The organism is Saccharopolyspora sp. MMCC62 (assembly GCF_057736575.1).
This window is the reverse complement of the sequence record NZ_JBYKCM010000001.1, coordinates 93,304-109,994: the sequence shown is the minus strand read 5'-3', so window position 1 is coordinate 109,994 and position 16,691 is coordinate 93,304. Positions and strand designations below refer to the sequence as shown.

At 72.9% G+C, this 16,691-nt stretch carries 12 protein-coding genes; 5 read left to right on the top strand and 7 right to left on the bottom strand.

Translation table 11 applies throughout. From position 1 onward, the window contains the following. The first annotated feature begins 11 nt into the window (after positions 1–11). A complete protein-coding gene (locus AC29IT_RS00510; RefSeq protein ID WP_488217420.1) occupies positions 12–617 on the top strand; it encodes a TetR/AcrR family transcriptional regulator in 606 nt (201 codons plus the stop codon). Between the two features lie 73 nt (positions 618–690). Here the strand turns inward: AC29IT_RS00510 and AC29IT_RS00505 are convergent, their stop codons facing one another. Further along, entirely contained in the window at positions 691–1,137 is a 447-nt protein-coding gene (locus AC29IT_RS00505; RefSeq protein WP_358444294.1) for an FHA domain-containing protein, read from the bottom strand. Positions 1,138–1,427: 290 nt separating this feature from the next. Next, complete coding sequence (locus AC29IT_RS00500) at positions 1,428–1,742, bottom strand: hypothetical protein (RefSeq protein WP_358444297.1); 315 nt, start codon at positions 1,740–1,742, stop codon at positions 1,428–1,430. Between the two features lie 86 nt (positions 1,743–1,828). Between AC29IT_RS00500 and AC29IT_RS00495 the strand changes: the two genes are divergently transcribed. Both AC29IT_RS00495 and AC29IT_RS00490 read left to right on the top strand, forming a co-directional pair. Then, entirely contained in the window at positions 1,829–2,545 is a 717-nt protein-coding gene (locus AC29IT_RS00495; protein ID WP_488217419.1) for a YqeB family protein, read from the top strand. Beyond that, positions 2,545–3,153 carry a TetR/AcrR family transcriptional regulator gene (locus tag AC29IT_RS00490; RefSeq protein WP_488217418.1) on the top strand — a complete coding sequence of 203 codons (609 nt, stop codon included), beginning with the start codon at positions 2,545–2,547 and terminating at the stop codon, positions 3,151–3,153. Before AC29IT_RS00495 ends, AC29IT_RS00490 begins: the two co-directional genes overlap by 1 nt. Before the next feature lie 463 nt (positions 3,154–3,616). On the opposite strand, the gene AC29IT_RS00485 is transcribed toward AC29IT_RS00490, so the two are convergent. Continuing rightward, entirely contained in the window at positions 3,617–4,363 is a 747-nt protein-coding gene (locus tag AC29IT_RS00485) for an SDR family oxidoreductase (protein WP_488217417.1), read from the bottom strand. Positions 4,364–4,555: 192 nt separating this feature from the next. Between AC29IT_RS00485 and AC29IT_RS00480 the strand changes: the two genes are divergently transcribed. Then, positions 4,556–5,737 (top strand): glycoside hydrolase family 25 protein, encoded by a 1,182-nt coding sequence (locus AC29IT_RS00480; RefSeq protein ID WP_488217416.1) that lies wholly within the window; start codon positions 4,556–4,558, stop codon positions 5,735–5,737. An 88-nt stretch (positions 5,738–5,825) separates the two neighbouring features. Here the strand turns inward: AC29IT_RS00480 and AC29IT_RS00475 are convergent, their stop codons facing one another. The 3 genes from AC29IT_RS00475 to AC29IT_RS00465 form a co-directional block, all read right to left on the bottom strand. After that, the gene (locus tag AC29IT_RS00475) at positions 5,826–9,116 is read right to left on the bottom strand and encodes an arabinosyltransferase domain-containing protein (protein ID WP_488217415.1); all 3,291 of its coding nucleotides are present in this window, start codon (positions 9,114–9,116) and stop codon (positions 5,826–5,828) included. Positions 9,117–9,747: 631 nt separating this feature from the next. After that, positions 9,748–12,027 (bottom strand): molybdopterin-dependent oxidoreductase, encoded by a 2,280-nt coding sequence (locus AC29IT_RS00470; RefSeq protein ID WP_488217414.1) that lies wholly within the window; start codon positions 12,025–12,027, stop codon positions 9,748–9,750. Between the two features lie 24 nt (positions 12,028–12,051). Then, positions 12,052–13,899 (bottom strand): AMP-dependent synthetase/ligase, encoded by a 1,848-nt coding sequence (locus tag AC29IT_RS00465; protein ID WP_488217413.1) that lies wholly within the window; start codon positions 13,897–13,899, stop codon positions 12,052–12,054. Between the two features lie 104 nt (positions 13,900–14,003). On the opposite strand from AC29IT_RS00465, the gene AC29IT_RS00460 reads away from it, so the two are divergent. Beyond that, positions 14,004–15,095 (top strand): AraC family transcriptional regulator, encoded by a 1,092-nt coding sequence (locus AC29IT_RS00460; RefSeq protein WP_488217412.1) that lies wholly within the window; start codon positions 14,004–14,006, stop codon positions 15,093–15,095. 123 nt (positions 15,096–15,218) lie between these two features. On the opposite strand, the gene AC29IT_RS00455 is transcribed toward AC29IT_RS00460, so the two are convergent. Then, positions 15,219–16,529, bottom strand: coding sequence for an MCE family protein (locus tag AC29IT_RS00455; protein WP_488217411.1), 1,311 nt, complete (start codon positions 16,527–16,529; stop codon positions 15,219–15,221). Between the last annotated feature and the right edge of the window lie 162 nt (positions 16,530–16,691).

Sequence of the window (16,691 nt, the reverse complement as noted above, 5' to 3'; positions counted from 1 at the left end):
GAGGAACCGCAGTGCCCAAGAGGATTCGGGACCCGCAGGCGCGCGAGCACATCGTGGCGGCCGCCCGCAGGCTGCTCGCCGAGCGCGGCCTCGCGGCCACCACGGTGCGCGCGGTGGCCGCCGAGGCCGAAGTCTCCACCGGGTCGGTCACGCACTACTTCGAGGACAAGGCTGAGCTGATCGGCGCTGCGCTGCGGTACAACGGCGCGATCGCCACCCAGCGCCTCGTGGCGGCCGTCGGCAAGCGGCGCGGGCTGGACGCGGTGCAGCGCGCCACGCAGGGACTGCTGCCGGTGGACGAGGAACGGCTCACCTGCTGGCGGGTGTGGGTGGCGCTGTGGTCGCACCAGCAGGACGATCCGGCCGGAAATTTCGGGGAGGGCTACCAGGCGTGGCGCTCGCTGCTGCGCCACCACCTCGCCGAGGCGGTCGCGGACGGCGAGCTGCCGGACGGCCTCGACCTGCCGCACGAGATCAGCGTTCTGGAGACGCTCGTGGTCGGCACCGGGATGCTGGCGGGCTCGGACCGGCCGCCCCGCGATCGGCTGCGCAGGCGGGCGCGCCGCATCTTCACCGAGCACTTCGCCCGGCTGGCGCAGCAGAACACCGCGGCCTGAGCCCGGCGGGACAGCAGGAAGGGCCCGACCGGCGGTGGCGAGCGCACCGCCCGGCGGGCCCTGCGAGGCCGGGTCAGCTCCCGGCGCGGAAGGTGAACCGGACCTTGCCCACCCAGATCTCGTCGCCTTCGGCGAGCACCGCGCGGTCCACCACCTGCCGGTTCAGGTAGGTGCCGTTGAGCGAGCCCGCGTCGCGGATGGCGAAGTCGGCGCCCTCCCGGCGGATCTCGGTGTGGTAGCGCGACACGGTGACGTCACCGAGCACGATGTCGCAGTCGCGGTGCCTGCCCAGCACCGTCGTGTCGCGTTCGAGGGGGAACACCGCGCCCTGCTCCGGGCCGCGGGAGACCACCAGCGCCGCCGCACCCGTGCGGGGCCGCGGCGGCACCACCGCACCCGCCTCGTCGGCCCGCGGCGCGGGAACACCGACGGCGCGCTCGTCCTGCTGGGTCGGAACCGCTTCCCGGCCGGCCGGAGCCTCGGAACCAGGGCGGTAGGTGCCGAACGGGGATCGGATCATCGTAGCTTCTCCTTGCGCGGACCACTCAGCTCGTGCACGTCCCACTGTGGCCCCGGAGCCCCGGCCCGCGACCGGGCACTAGGTCCCGAACCGGCCGTGGCCTCCGGCACACCGCGTCACCGCACGACCTCGCACCGCGACCATCCGGGTGACCCACCGCACGCGATCCACCACCGCGCGCCAGGCCCGCCGGGATCCCGGGCGCGCGAAAAGGGGGCCGGTCTGCCGCCCCGACCACGGCAGACCGGCCCCCGCCGGCGTTCCCCGCTGCAGTACCGCCTCGTCCGGTCCTACGCGGGGTGCGCCTCGCTCACGTGCAGCGGTGTTCCCTGCATGCACGTGGTGGGCGCGCCGGGGTCCGGCCGGCCGCGCACCACCAGGTGCGCACCGGGCTTCACCACCGACGGATCGCCGCCGACCAGCAGGTACGGCGAGCGGCCCTGGCCGGGGAGCAGGAAGCAGCGCGGTTCCACGCCCGCTTCCACCCGGCCCGTCACGGTGATCTGCTCGGCACCGGGATCGGCGATCGCGGGCGTGGCCGCTCCCGCCATGCCCAGCACCGACACGAGCAGCATCCCTGCCGTTACCCACCGCGACGTCGTCATGGCGCCCATTGCACAAGGAAGTCCCCGGGAACGCCACTCGAGCACCCCGATCACGTTAAACCGAGCACTCGCTCTACTATTGAGCCATGACCTCGCACTCTCCCCCGGTATCCGGGAAGCCCGCGGTGGCGGTCGAGCCCGCGTGGCTGCGCTACGGCTCCGCGATCGGCCTGCCCGTGGTGGGCGCGGCGATCGGCTGGGCGCTGGTGCTCGCCGCGGGCTGGATCGCCGACCTGCCGTGGGCGCCGTTCCAGGGACCGTTCGAGCTGGTGGCCTCGCTGCCGCAGCCGCAGGGCACGCTGGCCGTGGCCGGGCTCGGCGCGCTGGCCGGGCTCGGGTTCCTGTCGCTGCTGGTGAACGACCGGCTGCGGGTGACCGTGTCCGCGGAGCGGGTCGAACTGCGGCGCGGGCTGCGCGATATCTCCACCGTCGAGGGCACGCGGGTGGACGCGGCGCTGTTCGACCACGGGACGCTGGTGCTGCTCGACGCGTCCGGCGACGAAGCGGCCCGGGCGCGCACCGACATCACCGCGGGCGCGCTGCGGGCGGCGTTCCGCGCGCACGGCTACCGCTGGCTCGACGCCGATCCGCACGACGACCAGTTCGAGCTGTGGGTGCCGGACACCCCCGACGTCGGCCCGCGCGCCGACGCGCTGCTGCGGGCGCGCGAGCACGCGCGGAAGAAGGGCCACCACGCGGAGGCCGACCAGCTGCGCGACGCGCTGGCCCGCGCCGGATTCCTGGTGCGGGACCGGAAGAAGCAGCAGTTCTGGCGCACGCGGCCGCGGCGGGACGCGGACTGATGCGCACGGTCGACCCGGTCCGCTACGCGGCCCGGCGCCGGAACATCGTCGAAGCGGCGGGCGACTGCTTCGCCCGCAAGGGATTCGACCGGACCACGACCGCGGACATCTGCACGGCGGCCGGGATCAGCTCCGGCAGCCTGTTCCACTACTTCCCGAACAAGCGCGCGGTGTTCCTGGCGATCTTCGAGCAGGACGGCCGGGACAACGCCGAGCAGCTGGAGCTGGCCGCGGCCGCCGCGGACCCGTGGTCGGGCCTGCTCGGGCTGGTGGACCACCTGGTGCGGCCGCTGGCGGATCCGGCCGCGGCGGGGCTGGTCGTGGAGCTGATCGCGCAGGCCGGGCGGGATGCGGAACTGGCCGAACTGGTCGTGCGCAACGACCGCGAGCTGCGCGCGGGCATCGCGGTCCTGCTGTCCCGAGCGGCCGAGCAGGGCCGCATCGACGGCTCGGTCGACCCGACGCAGGCCGCGCACTGGGTGCTGGGGCTGGCCGATGCCCTGTTCGCCCGAGCCGGCGTCGACGGCGACTTCGACGCGCAGGCCGAGCTGCCCACCCTCAAGACCATCCTCGCCCGCTACCTCGGAGCGGCGGACCGGATCGGCTGAACCTCCCGGTGGCGCTGCGCGTCAGCGGTTCGGCGCACTCGCGGTGCGAACCGAGGTGCCGAGCACCGGCCCCGACCCCGTAGTGCGGATGCCGCAGCGGCGGGGGCGGCCCTGCCGTCACGACGGCCGCCGTCCCGGCATCGGCGCAGCTCGGCTCACCTGGGGTTGCACCTTCCCGCAGCGTCGTGTGGTCCGGCGAACCCACCTCCCGGCGCATCGAGGAAAGGTCCCCGCGCATGCACTCGTCCTGCACACCACCCCGCCAGGTCGAGATCGGCGACGCGGCGGCCTTCGTCGGCACCACACCCCGGGCCGTCCGCCACCACCACGAAATCGGCCTGCTCAGCGATTTCCCCACCAGGACGGCGGTGTCGCCGCGCGCCGGACGTGCATCGGAAATCGATCCCGCGGCGGGGGACGCCGCGGTCCCGCCGCCCGCCCCGAAGCGGGGCGAGCCGCGAGCTCACTCCTCGAAGAGCGGACCGCGGTGGACCTTGTGCTGGGCCGCCTGGGCCAAGGGGCGCAGCACCAGCTGGTCGATGTTGACGTGCAGCGGCTGCGCCACCGCCATCGCGATCACCCCGGCGACGTCGGCGGCGGTCAGCGGCCGGTCCACGTCGGCGTACACGGCGGCGGCCTTGTCGGGGTCGCCGCGGAAGCGGTTGAGCGAGAACTCGTCGGTGTGCACCATGCCGGGCTGGATCTCGATGACCCGCACCGGCTGCCCAGCGAGTTCGAGGCGCAGCGTCTCGGTCAGCGCGTGCTGCCCGTGCTTGGCGGCGCTGTACCCGGCGCCGCCCTCGTAGTTGACGAAGGCCGCGGTGGAGGTGAGGTTGACGATGGTGCCGCCGCCCCCGGCGCGCAGCAGCGGCAGCAGCGCCTGGGTGACGTGCAGGGTGCCGAGCACGTTGACCTCGTACATGCGCCGCCAGTCCGCGGGATCGCCGCCCTCGACGGAGTCGGAACCCCAGGCGCCGCCCGCGTTGTTGAGCAGCACGTCGCACGCGTCGAGCTCGGCGGCGAAGGCCGCGACCGAGTCCGCGTCGGTGACGTCGAGCGGCAGCGCGCGGCCGCCGATCTCCTCGGCGAGCGCGGCGAGGCGGTCCTGCCTGCGCGCGGCCACGACGACGTGGAACCCGTCCGCGGCCAGGCGGCGGGCGGTGGCCGCGCCGATTCCGCTGCTGGCCCCGGTCACCACGGCGGTCTGCATCACACGATCTCCCCTGCTCGAAGCCGGCCTGCAGATCAACCCTAGGAGGCGGTGCCGACCGGGCGCGCAGCGGGCCCGTCCGTCCGGTTTTTCCCAAAGACCCACTTCCGGACCCAAGATCGGCTACCGTGAGTAGCAGTCCACTCCATCCACGGCGAGTTCCGCGCACCACCCGCCGTCGACTTACGCGAGGTGAGGCCGGCCGTGCTCTACGGCATCGACATCTCCCACCACCAGGGCGCGTTCGACCTGGGCCGCACACGGGCCGAGGGGTTCGAGTTCGCCTTCCTGAAAGCGACCGAGGGGAGCTCCTTCGTCGACAGCAGGTTCGGCGCCAACCTCGCCAACGCACGGGCCGCCGGGCTGCTCACCGCCGCTTACCACTACCAGCGCGCCGATTCGAGCGCGGCCTCGCAGGCAGGGCACATCGTGAACACGGTGCCCGCCGACGTCCCGGTGATCCTGGACGTGGAGGACGGCGGGGGCGGCGCGGACCTGACGCGCGACATCATCGGGCGGCTACTGGCCGCCGGGTATCGATCACCGCTGCTGTACCTGCCGCGCTGGTACTGGGAGCAGATCGGCTCGCCGTCGCTGGCCGGGCTACCACCGCTGTGGTACTCGCGGTACGCCAGCAACGAGGGCGGGTACGCCAGCGAGATCTACGAGCGCTACCGGGACTTCTACGACGCGCAGTGGGGCGGGTACGGCGGTCTCGGCGTCGCGGTCCTGCAGTTCACCAGCTCCGCCACCGTCGCAGGGCACCGGCCCGTCGACGCGAACGCGTTCCGCGGTACCCGCGAAGAGCTCGCGGGGCTGCTCAGCTCAGCTACTCCGGAGGACGACTTGACTCCCGAACAGGCGCAGAAGCTCAACGAGATCCACCACGAGCTGTTCGGCCCGCGCGGGCCGCAGGGCCAGATCGTGGGCTGGGGCACCGAGGCGGGCAACCACACCGCCATCGGGCTGCTGGTGCACATGTTCAACGCGCTGCTGGGGCCGCGGCCGTCGCGGGTGCCGGGCGCCGAGCACATCCAGGTGCCCGCGGTGGACGCGATCCGGGACACCAACGGGGTGGTGTACCAGCTCCCGGCGATGATCAACGCGGGGGCGACGGGTGATCCGCAGGCGGTGGCGGAGGCGCTGCGGCCGGTGGTCTCGGAGGTCGCGGGTCCGGCGATCCGCGAATCGGTGACCGAGGTGTTCGGGGCGGACGACCCGGCCCGCACCGAGGCGCTGGTGCTGGCGATCTCCACCAAGCTCGCCGCCCGGCAGGCCGCGCCGCAGCAGATCCCGGCGCAGACCCCGCCGCAGGCCGCGGCCCAGCAGCCGCCGGCCCAGCAAACTCCGGCCCAGCAACCTCCGACGCAGTGACCGCCGCGCCGAGCCGAGCGATCGGCGCGGCGGCGGGAACGACGGCGGCCCACCACCCCGGTCGGGGCGGTGGGCCGCGCTACGTCTCCTACTGGTCGTCGTCCCCGGTGTCCAGCGGCCGGATGTCGTTGCGGTCGTCCGAGCTCGGCACGTCTCCGGGCAGCGAGACGGTGCGCGGCAGGATGCCCGGGGTCCAGTCGCCCCAGTGCGTCTCCTTGTGCACCTGCATCGCGGATTCGGCGGGCAGCGCGCCCGGCTCGTACGGGTCCACCGCGTACAGCGAGCCCCAGTCCCGGTAGAGGTCGTTCTTCAGGTACGTCGGCAGTTCCCGCATGCTGGCCGCCACGTTGAGCCAGCCGAACGGCCCGCCCGCGTCCGGCGAGGACCAGCCCTGGCCGGTGGCCCGCACGGTCTCACCGCCCGCGACCCGGAACCGCGGCATCTCCGAGATGCCGTGGTGCAGCCCGGAGATCTGCAGGCACGGGTGCACCAGCGTCGCGGGCCACTCCACGTAGGCGGGGCTGTCCCCGACGACGTCGGTCATGTTCGTCAGCTGCGGCGCGCGCGGCGCGCTGACCGCCTGCCAGCCGCGCGCGGACACCGACTGGTCGACGGCGACGACGCGCATCTTCGTGGTGCCCTGCGCGTCGCCGTCCACGACGAGCCGGTGGTCCCGCCAGGCGGGGCCGCCCGCCTGCAGCAGGTAGCGGCGGGCGGTGATCTGGAAGCCCTGCGGGGTGTCCTTGCCGAATTCGACGGCCAGCGAGTTCGCGCCGCCTTCGATCCCGGCCATGGCGAGCACGATCGGCACTTCACCGGTCGCGGCGCGTTCGGGCACGTCGTACCACTGGGTGCGCAGCTCGCCGGTGCCCTGCCGGGTGAAGCTGCCCCAGACCGGGGCGTTGTCGCCGCCGAACTGGTAGGGCGGCCGCCACTCGTCGGCGGCGGTGCCGCCCTGCAGGGCGGGAGTGCCGTCGCGGGTGAACCCGGTGAGCTTCGCCCCGAGGTACTCCTGCGGGGTCTCCTCCCCTTCGAGGCGCTTGGACGGCACCGGCACGTCCGGCGAGAACGCCGGGGCCGGGTTCGTCGGCTGGTCCTGGGAGACCTTGAGCATCCCGGCCTGCGGGTTCGTCTCCACGTACACGTAGTCGGAGAGACCGCAGCTGCCGCCGGGGGTGAGCTGCTTGATGTTGTCGGCGCCCATGCTGTAGCCGCCTTCGCGCTCCTGGATCGCCTTCCCGAACGCGGCGAGCTCGCCGAGGATGAGCAGCGCGCAGATCAGCGACAGCGGCGCGGTGCCCAGCCGCAGCGCGCGGCTGCGGTGCTCGACGCCGTTGGGCGGGGCGAGGCTGCGGTCCCCGCGCAGGTGCTCCACGAGGGCGACGATCGCGGCGATGGCGGCGACGGCGAGCAGGATCGTGCTGGCGTTGCGCCCGTTGACGGCGGGCGGCATGTCGTACCAGGGCACGCCCCAGCCGGAGACGTACCACCAGGCGTTCGGCCCGGTCGCGGAGAACGCCGAGATCACCATCAGCCCGGAGAAGAACGCGGCCCGGTTGCGCCGGGACCGCAGCACGGTGGTGCTGGTGGCGAGCGCGGTGAGCGCGGCGACGGCCCCGCCGACGGCGGCGAAGATCCCGAAGTGGTGAGTGTGTTTGGTCTGGGTGAGCGCGAGCGCCACGAACGACATGGCCGCTACCGCCAGCAACCGGCGGCTGGGTCCGAGGGCGGCGCCGCGGATCCGGTTGCGCCGCAGCAGCACGACCGCGCAGGTCGCCAGGCACAGCATCACCAGCAGCACCGGGAACCGGCGGGTCAGCGAGCCGTCCGGGATCTGGCTGAACAGCATGTTGTAGCGGTTGAGCTCCTGGTACCACTTCTCGCTCGGCCCCAGGTCGATCTTCAGCTCGGTCGCGTCCATGATGGACTGCCAGGTCTGGTCCCAGATCAGCCAGGTCAGGATCACGAAGCCGGACGCGGAGATCGGGGCGAGCACCGGGAGCCAGCCGAACTCCCGCGCGCGCCGCAACACCAGCTTGATCAGCGGTTTGAGCCCGGCGATGAACGGCAGCACCGCGACGATGCCGTGCGGTCCGGCACCGACGGCGAGCGCGGCCAGCACCAGCCCGAGCGCGGCGGGCAGCAGCCTGCTGGTCGCGATGGCGCGTTCCACGGCGCACAGCGCGAGCAGCGAGAACACCACGATGACCGGCTCGGAGCGCAGCCCGTTGTTGTAGGGCAGCCAGAACGCGAGGAACACCGCGGCCGCGGCCCACCCGGCGGCGTTGCTGCGCCGCACCTGCTGGCCGAGCCGCGGGAGCACTTCCCGGCTGATCAGCAGCCAGCTGGTGCAGCCCATCAGCAGCGCGGGCAGCCGCACCCAGGGGATCGCGGTGGAGACCTGCACCCACAGCGCGTAGACCTCGTAGAACCAGCCCCACGGCGCTTCGGGGTTGGCGAACCAGCGGTAGTAGTTGCTGACGTACCCGGCGGATTCGCGGGCCCGCGCGATGGCCATCGTGTAGCCGTCGTCGGAGCTCATCGCCCCGATCAGCCACCAGATGGCGAGCGAACCGAGCACCGCCACGTCGCGGGCGGTCGGCTTCCACCAGCCGGGCTGCACCCAGCGCGGGGGACGACGTCCGGCGCGGGCGTCCAGCCGCCGCAGGCAGAGCACGGCGCCGATGAACGCCAGGACGGCCAGCACGCTCACGACGATCTTCAGCGCGGTCGGCGAGCTCTCGAAGCGGTTGTCCACGCGGGCTTCGAAGCGCAGTCCGGCGACGTCGTCGGCTCGGGCGTTGAGGTCGGAGTAGATGCCGGTGACCTGCGGCCGGTGGTCCCCGGCGATGTTGGTGAGCCAGCGGTCCTCGCCGAACCCGGCCTTGAACCCGATGGCGTCGTTGTGCAGCGCGAGGGTGCAGTCCCCGGCGGGGATGGCCATCGTGTTGACCTGCCGCCCCTGCGACAGCAGCGTGATCCGCCCCTGGTCGACGGTGAGGGTCATCCCGGTGAGCCGGCCGTTGTCGGAGTTCGGCGGGTTGGTGCTCAGCAGGTTCGCCGGTCCGTCGGTGCGCGCGTCGAGGCTGCGGGCGGAGACGCAGGGGATGTCGGCGTCCAGCCACACCGGCGCGAAGGTGGTCAGCGGGGCGGCGACCGAGGTGGTGCCGCTGGCGGTGGGCCAGCGCAGCGTGGTGATGTCGTGGTGCACCGGCAGGAACGGGACGGAGAGCGACAGCACCGTGCCGAGCACGCCGAGCACGGTCGCGATCAGCTTCAGCCGTCGGAGCCGCCGGTCGGGGCGCGGCCGAGCCGGTTCCGCGGACGGCGCGGATTCCGCCGCCGCGTGATCGGTGTCGTCTTTCTCCGCATTGAGCACGCCCCGGAGAATAGCGGTCGTGGTCATCACGACGACGCAGCATCAACGTCCGTGTTGGGGTCGCCACACCGGTTAACGACACGGCTGAGGGAATGAGCGGCGGAACTCAGGTTCCTCTCAGTGTCCTGTGATCTTCCGGTTATCAAAGAGAGGCCGAACGTCCAGTTCAGACGGTCGCCGGGCCGGTACCTGCGGTGGTGTGCGGCGGGGAGAATCCGACCGGTTCCAGCGGTGTCGCTCGATCGGGTTGTTCCAGCGGAAATCCGGATTCTCGACGAGTTCGTTACCCGAGTTCCACGACGCTAATCGCATTCCGCCCCCGCGGATCAGGGAGCTCGCCCGGACCGCGGATTGTGCCCGCGGCCTCGGCCCCGAGACGCCGCACAGGTTCCCGAGACCTGTCACGCCCAGCCCCCACCACCTCTCTCCGAACCCGAAGCGGATCTCGTACTTCTCCTGTCAGCGGCGAAGCCGCTGAGCCACCGACCACGCACGCAGGTCGACCACCCGCGGGTTCTCTCGCGAGGACAGCGTTTTCGCCCGTGGCGGAGAGCCACCGGTGAGAACGATCCCGCAGCGAGCCGCTGAGAGGTTCCGCCGCCCCCGGATCGAGGCGAGCCGGGAAAAAGAGTCAGACCAGGCGAGGCGGACGGTGGCAGTGGAGCGGCGGGAGTTCGCCGGTCCAGCGTTCGACCTGCACCCTGGCCTGCTGCCCGGCGCAGCCCTGCGACAGCGGCGAGGTCGGGCGGTCGGCGGTGAGCACGTTCGGATTGCCGTGCACGCACCACGATCCGCCGGGCTGCGCGGGATCGTCGACGGGGTCGTACCAGGCGCCGGTGGCGAGCACCGCGATTCCGGGCGATACCTCGTCGGTGATCAGCGCCCCGGCGAGGCAGGCACCGAGCTCGTTGAACACCCGAACCACCACACCGGTGGTGATCCCGCGCTCCGCGGCGTCCGCCGGGTGCAGCCGGACCGGTTCCCGCCCGTCGATCTTCGCGGCGCGGCTGACGGCACCGACATCGCCCTGGCCGTGCAGCCGGTTCCGCGGCTGGTGCGCGATCAGCCGCAGCGGGAACCGGTCGTCGACGAGGCCGTCGGTCGGTTCCCGCCACACCGGGTGGCCGGGCAGCCCGGCCGCGGCGATGGACGCCGGGCACAGCTCGATGCGACCGCTGGGGGTGGGCAGCGGGCTGCCGCCGGGGTCGGCGCGGAACTCGGCGAACGGGGTGGTGCGCGGCGGGACGGGCAGTTCGAGCTCCCCGGCGCGCCAGAACTCGGTGAACGGCGGCACCCGGTGGCCGTCCGCGGCGAGCCGCTCGCGCCACCGCTCGTAGAGGTGCGCCAGCCACTCCCGCGTCCCGCGGCCTTCGGTGAACCGGGCGCGGGCGCCGAGCCGGTCGGCGAGGTCGGCGAACACGGCGTGGTCGTCGCGCGCCTCCTCGTACGGCTCCAGCACCCGGCGCATCGCGATCAGGTGGGTGTCGCGCCGACCCGCGCCGAGGTCCTCCCGTTCGAGGGTCGTCGTCACCGGCAGCACCACGTCGGCGTGCCGGGCGGTGGCGGTCCAGTGCGGCTCGTGCACGATCACCGCGTCCGGCCGGGCGAAGGCGCGGCGCAGCCGGTTGAGGTCCTGGTGGTGGTGGAACGGGTTGCCGCCCGCCCAGTACACGGCCCGCACGTCCGGGTACCGGTAGCGGCCGCCGTCGTAGTCGAACTCCTCCCCCGGGTGCAGCAGCAGGTCGGCGATGCGGGCGACGGGGATGAAGTCCGGCACCGGGTTGGTGCCCTGCGGCAGCGTCGGCAGCGGCAGCAGCGGCCCGGTGTCGCCGACGTCGCCGATGGAGCCGTAGCCGTGGCCGAACCCGCCGCCGGGCAGGCCGATGCCGCCGAGCATCGCGGCCAGCACCAGCCCGGCCCACACCGGTTGTTCGCCGTGCTCGCTGCGTTGCAGCGACCAGCTCACCGTGATCAGGGTGCGGCCCGCGGCCATCCGCCGGGCCAGGGCTCGGATGTCCGCGGCGGGGATGCCGCACAGCGCACTCGCCCAGTCGGCGTCGCGTTCCGGGCGTCCGGGGCCGCCGCGCAGCGAGCGGGCGAACTCGTCGAAGCCGGTGGTGCAGCGGTCCAGGAATCCGGTGTCGTGCAGCCCTTCGTCGAGCAGCGTGTGCGCGAGCCCCAGCATCAGCGCCACGTCGGTCGCCGGCCGCACCCGGATCCATTCGGAGCGTCGGCCCGGCGGCACGTCGCCGCCGAGCGGCGAGATCACGGCCAGCTCGGGGCCGTCCCAGTCGGCGAGCGCCGCCGCGGTGGCGTGCCGGGTCACCCCACCTGGGGTGACGGAGGCGTTCTTCGGCGCCAGTCCGCCGAACGCGACCACCAGGTCGGTGTGCCGCCGGAGCACGTCCCACCCGTCGGCGCCGCGCAGCAGCGGATCGGCATCGCCCACCAGGTGCGGCAGCAGCACCGCGGAGGTGCCGAAGCTGTAGGTCCCCCGCGAGGAGGTGTAGCCGCCGGTGGCGTTGAGGAACCGGTGCAGCTGGCTCTGCGCGTGGTGGAACCGGCCCGCGCTGGCCCAGCCGTAGGAGCCGCCGTACACGGCCCGGTCGCCGTGCCGCTCGCGGATCCGGCGCAGTTCGGCGGCGACGAGGTCGAGCGCGGTGTCCCAGCCGACCTCGACGAACTCCTCGCGGCCGCGGCCGCGCGACGGCCCGGGCCCGTGTTCGAGCCAGCCGCGCCGGACGGCGGGCCGGGCGATGCGCGTCTCGTGCCGCGCGGTGCCGGGAACGTTGCCGAGCAGCTCCGACGGGGCCGGGTCGGCGGGGTGCGGCGCTACCTCCACCGCACCGTCGGCGCCGCGGCGCGCCAGGTAGGCCCCCCAGTGCGACGTCGTGCCCAGCCATCCGTCCATCCCGCCAACATAGGCGGCACGCGGTCAGCGCTCGTAGAGGGCGTCCAGGTGCTGCTGGTTCTGCTTGACGACGACGGCGCGCCGGATCTTGCGGGTGGGGGTGAGCTCGCCGCCGTCCTCGGTCCAGTCGGTGGGTGCGAATTCCCAGGCCCGGACCTGCTCGACCCGGGCGAGCCTCGTGTTCGCGACCGCCACCGCGGCGTCGATCTCCGCGCGCAGCTTGAGGTCCGCGAGCAGTTCCGCGCGCGGGGCGTTGCGGGGCAGCTCGTTCGCCTCGGCCCACTCGCGCAGCGCGCCGAGTTCCGGCGCCAGCAGCGCCACCAGGTACGGCCTGCCATCGCCGTGCACCAGCGCCTGCTCGATCAGCGGGTGCTCCACCAGCAGCGATTCCACCACGACCGGGCTGATGTTCTTGCCGCCCGCGGTGATGATGAGCTCCTTCTGCCGCCCGGTGATCCGCAGCGTCCCGTCCGGGTCCATGGAGCCGAGGTCACCGGTGCGCAGGAAACCGTCCATGGTGAACAGTTCGCGGTCGTCGTCGGGCAGGTTGTGGTAGCCGGACGCGCACAGCGGGCCGCGCACCAGCACCTCCCCTTCGCGGGTCAGCCGCAGTTCCACGCCGGGCATCGCGGTGCCGACCGTGCCGGGCTTGCGCGGGTCGTCGGGCCGGTGCATCACCGCGGCCCCGCAGGTCTCGGACAGGCCGTACACGCCGGTGAGCCCCATGCCGAGGCCGGCGAAGAACCGCTCCAGACCCGGCGGCAGCGGGGCCGCTCCGACCGCGCGCACCGCGCACCGGTCCAGGCCGAGCGCCACCGGGATGCGGTGCAGCACCGCGCGGTGCGCCAGCCGCGCCAGCAGCTTCTCGGTGGCGGTGGAATCCGCTTCGGCCGCGGTCAGCGCCGCGCGCAACGCCCAGCCGCCGAGCTTGCCGCGCACCCCGTCCTGCTCGGCGAGCCGGTTCTCGATACCGGTGCGCAACCGGTCCCACACCTGCGGGACGCCGAACAGGATGGTCGGGCGCACCTGCGCGAGGCGTTGCGGCAGCTGCTTGATCTCCGGGCAGAAGTGCGTTTCACCGCCGCAGCGCAGCGGCAGGTACACCGACAGCACGCGTTCGGCGATGTGCGCCAGCGGCAGGTAGGACAGGCTCACCACCTGCTCGGGCAGCCCGGCGGCGCGCACCAGCGCTTCCACCTCGTAGAGCAGCGCGCGGTGGCTGAGTTCGACGCCCTTGGACGGGCCGGTGGTGCCGGAGGTGTAGATCAGCACCGCGATGTCGTGCGGGTCGGGTCCCCGTTCCTCCTGCGCGGCCGGGTCGTCGTGCAGGAATTCGCCGTCGTCGACGGCTTCCCCGAGTTCCAGCAGCTCGTCCCAGCTCATGATCCGGCCGTCGAACCCGGGCGGCCGGGCGTCGCCGACCTCGCCGAGGGTGATGACCACGCCGAGTTCGGTCGGTTCCCCCAGCACGGGCAGCCAGCGCCGCCACGCGTCCTCGCCTTCGATCAAGGCGACCTTCGCGCCGGAATCGACCACGACGTGCCGGATCTGCTCGGGCGCCAGCGTCGCGTACAGCGTGGTGGTGGTCGCGCCGAGCGTCGCCGCGCCCAGGTCGGCGAGGATGTGCTCGGGCCGGTTGCTCGCCATCAGGGCCACCACGTCGCCGGGCAGCACGCCGAGGGAGCGCAGCGCGGCGGCGATGCTCAACGCCCGCCCGTGCACCTGGGACCAGGTCCAGCTCTGCTCGGCGGTGGCGAACGCGAGCGAGTCCGGGCTGGTCCGCGCGATGTCCGCGAGCAGTCCGGGGACGGTGCGCCCGGCTATGGCCGCCTCGATCTCCGCTCGTTCGGCTTCGACCTCGGTCGCGGTCATGCTCTCCTCCACCTGGCGTAGGCGTGTCGTCCGTCACGATCACGTTAGGCCGGAACGGGGGTGGGGCTATGACGTCCGCGGTCACGTGATTGATACTTCCGGACATGCCGCATCGTCGCGACGTAAATCACAACACCGGCCCGTCCCCCGCGGCGGCCGTTCCCGACCCCGTCGTGCAGGACTGGGATTTCCCCCGCAGTTCGATCAGCGCCCTGCTGCTCACCAGGTTCGCCGCCGAGCACGGCATCCCGGCGGGCGTGGCCCTCGCCGGAACCGGGCTCACCGAGCCGGAATTGGAGGATCCGGACCTGTCCGTGGACGCGCACCAGGAGCTGCGGGTCGTGCGGAACCTGGTGCAGGCGCTGCCGGAGGTGCCGGACCTCGGCATGCGCGCCGGCTTGCAGTACCACCTGACCGCCTACGGGATCCTCGGCTTCGCGTTCATCAGCAGCCCAACCGTGCAGGACGGCATGGCGGTGGCGCTGCGCTACCTGGAGCTGAGCTTCGCGTTCTGCATCCCGCGGGTCCGCTTCGTCGGCGAGGAGCTGCACGTCGAGCTGGACGCGGCGGCGATCCCGGCGGACGTGCGGAACTTCCTCATCGCCCGCGACCTGTCCGCGATCCACACCATCATGGTGGAGCTGCTGCCCGCACCGATCCCGGTGCAGCGCATCGAGCTGAGCCTGCCGGAGCCGCCGAACACCGCGGAGCTGGGCGAGTTCTTCGGCGTGGTGCCGAAGTTCGGGCTGGGGCAGGACGTGATCGTGCTGGACCCGGCGTTCCTGGGGCGCCCGCTCCCGCAGGCGAACGAGCAGACCCTGGCGATGTGCGAGGCGCAGTGCCGCGACCTGCTCGCGGGCCGCCGGGAGCGCACCGGGTTCGCCAAGCAGGTGCGGGACCAGATGCTCGGCCCGGACGGGGTGCGGCTGGGCATGGAGGACGTGGCGCGCAAGCTGCACACCACGGCGCGCACCCTGCACCGCAAGCTCAACGCCGAGGGGACCAGCTTCCAGTCGGTGCGCGACGAGGTCCGCGCCGCACTGGCCGAGGGGATGCTGCGCGACGGTGCGATGTCGGTGGACGACATCGCGATCCGCCTCGGCTACGCGGAGGCGGCCAGCTTCATCCACGCGTTCAAGCGGTGGACCGGGACCACGCCGATGAGCTACGCGCGACGGCGCGGAGCGGAGCGGTAGACCGAAATTCGGCCCGGTGCCCGGACATCCCGCCGCCGGCCGACGGCCCCTGCGTCGAGCCCGCCCGCCGAGCCGGGATTCCGCTCCCGGCACCGGCGAGGTCGATCCCGCCGAACGGGACGGTCAGCCGTAGTCCACTTCGGCTCCGCGCAGCACCGGGCCCACCAGCAGCGATCCCCACTCCGGCATGGTGTTCGCCGGTACGCCCATCGAGGGCGCCAGCGCCAGCGCCACCGTCGCCCGCTCCCGCGGCGAGTTGATCGCGCCGAGGCCGTGCGAGCCGGACCCGGCCGAACCGGTGGCGGGCGGATCTCCTGCGGCGGGCGGGGCGGAACCGTCCTGGATCGGGCCGTCCGGCGGGTACTGCGGCCGCGTCCCGTCCGGGTAGTCGTAGCAGCGCGGGCCGCGCTCGTCGCCGTAGACCGGTTCGTCCCGGCCCGCCACGTACTCGCCGCGCGGTGCCACCACTTCGAGGGTGATGTGCGCGCCCGGTTCGTCCGTGCCGACGCCGAACACGTCGTCCACCCGCGGGACGGTGTCGGCGAGGGTGCGCAGCAGGCACGGGAATTCCGGCGAGTACTTGGCGAGCAGGTCCGCGGTCGGCCTGCTGGACGCGCCGAAGCGGATCAGGTCGTCCCCGTTGGTCTCCAGGAACCCGGTCGCGTCGTTCGACGTGGTCGTCAGCTGCGCGGTGAGCCCGCGCAGGTTCTCCTGCTGGTCCACCAGCGTCCGCGAGGTCTGCGACAGATCACCCAACGCCGCCAGCACATCCGGCGCCGCCTGCTCGTAGGTCTCCGCCACCCCCACCAACTGCCGCAGGTTCTCCTGCAACTGCGGCAACGACGGGTTCAACCCCGCCACGTACTCGTTCAACCGCGAGATCGTGTCCCCGATCGACTCACCACGACCGTCCAACGCCTGGCTCAACGAATTCAACGTCACCGCCAGATCATCCGGATGGATCGCCTCCAACACCGGCATCGTGTCCGCCAGCACCGTCTCCAGCTCCACCGACGCCGCCGTCCGGTCCTGCGAGATCACATCACCCGAAGCCAACCGCACCGACGACGCCTGATCCGGCACGTCCAACGACACGTACCGCTCCCCGAACAACGTCCGCGGCAACAACCGCGCCGACACGTTCGCAGGCAACAACCGCGCCTTGTCCGGCTCCAACGCCAAGTGCAGCTCGGCACCGCCCGGGGTCGCCCGCACGTCCTCCACCCGGCCCACGGTCATGCCGCGGACCTTCACCTCGGATTCGGGGCCCAGCTGGTTCCCGCTGGACGCGGCGACCAGCACCACGTCCACGCTCGGCCGGAACACGCCCTGGTACGTCGCCACCGTCGTGCTGAGGAACAGCGCGGCGCACAGCAGCAGGGCCAACCCCAGTAATCTGCGCCGCACCGTCGCATTGGTGCTGCTCTCGCTCATCGGACCGCCGTCGTCTCGAACCCGGAACAATTCGACGTGGCCCGGCGCGGTCGGCGCGCAGCTGCGCATCGCTCCCGCGGGGCCCTCGTCGTGGCGTTCCCCCGGACGGAAGACGACCGGAAGCGCCGGACAGGGCAAGAGATTAGAGCGCCGGAGTGACGT

What these genes read in the sequence shown, in the direction of transcription:
- AC29IT_RS00505 (WP_358444294.1), bottom strand. Translation starts at nt 1,137, where the DNA reads ATGATCCGATCCCCGTTCGGCACCTACCGCCCTGGTTCCGAGGCTCCG.
- AC29IT_RS00500 (WP_358444297.1), bottom strand. Translation starts at nt 1,742, where the DNA reads ATGACGACGTCGCGGTGGGTAACGGCAGGGATGCTGCTCGTGTCGGTG.
- AC29IT_RS00495 (WP_488217419.1), top strand. Translation starts at nt 1,829, where the DNA reads ATGACCTCGCACTCTCCCCCGGTATCCGGGAAGCCCGCGGTGGCGGTC.
- AC29IT_RS00490 (WP_488217418.1), top strand. Translation starts at nt 2,545, where the DNA reads ATGCGCACGGTCGACCCGGTCCGCTACGCGGCCCGGCGCCGGAACATC.
- AC29IT_RS00485 (WP_488217417.1), bottom strand. Translation starts at nt 4,363, where the DNA reads ATGCAGACCGCCGTGGTGACCGGGGCCAGCAGCGGAATCGGCGCGGCC.
- AC29IT_RS00470 (WP_488217414.1), bottom strand. Translation starts at nt 12,027, where the DNA reads ATGGACGGATGGCTGGGCACGACGTCGCACTGGGGGGCCTACCTGGCG.
- AC29IT_RS00465 (WP_488217413.1), bottom strand. Translation starts at nt 13,899, where the DNA reads ATGACCGCGACCGAGGTCGAAGCCGAACGAGCGGAGATCGAGGCGGCC.
- AC29IT_RS00460 (WP_488217412.1), top strand. Translation starts at nt 14,004, where the DNA reads ATGCCGCATCGTCGCGACGTAAATCACAACACCGGCCCGTCCCCCGCG.
- AC29IT_RS00455 (WP_488217411.1), bottom strand. Translation starts at nt 16,529, where the DNA reads ATGAGCGAGAGCAGCACCAATGCGACGGTGCGGCGCAGATTACTGGGG.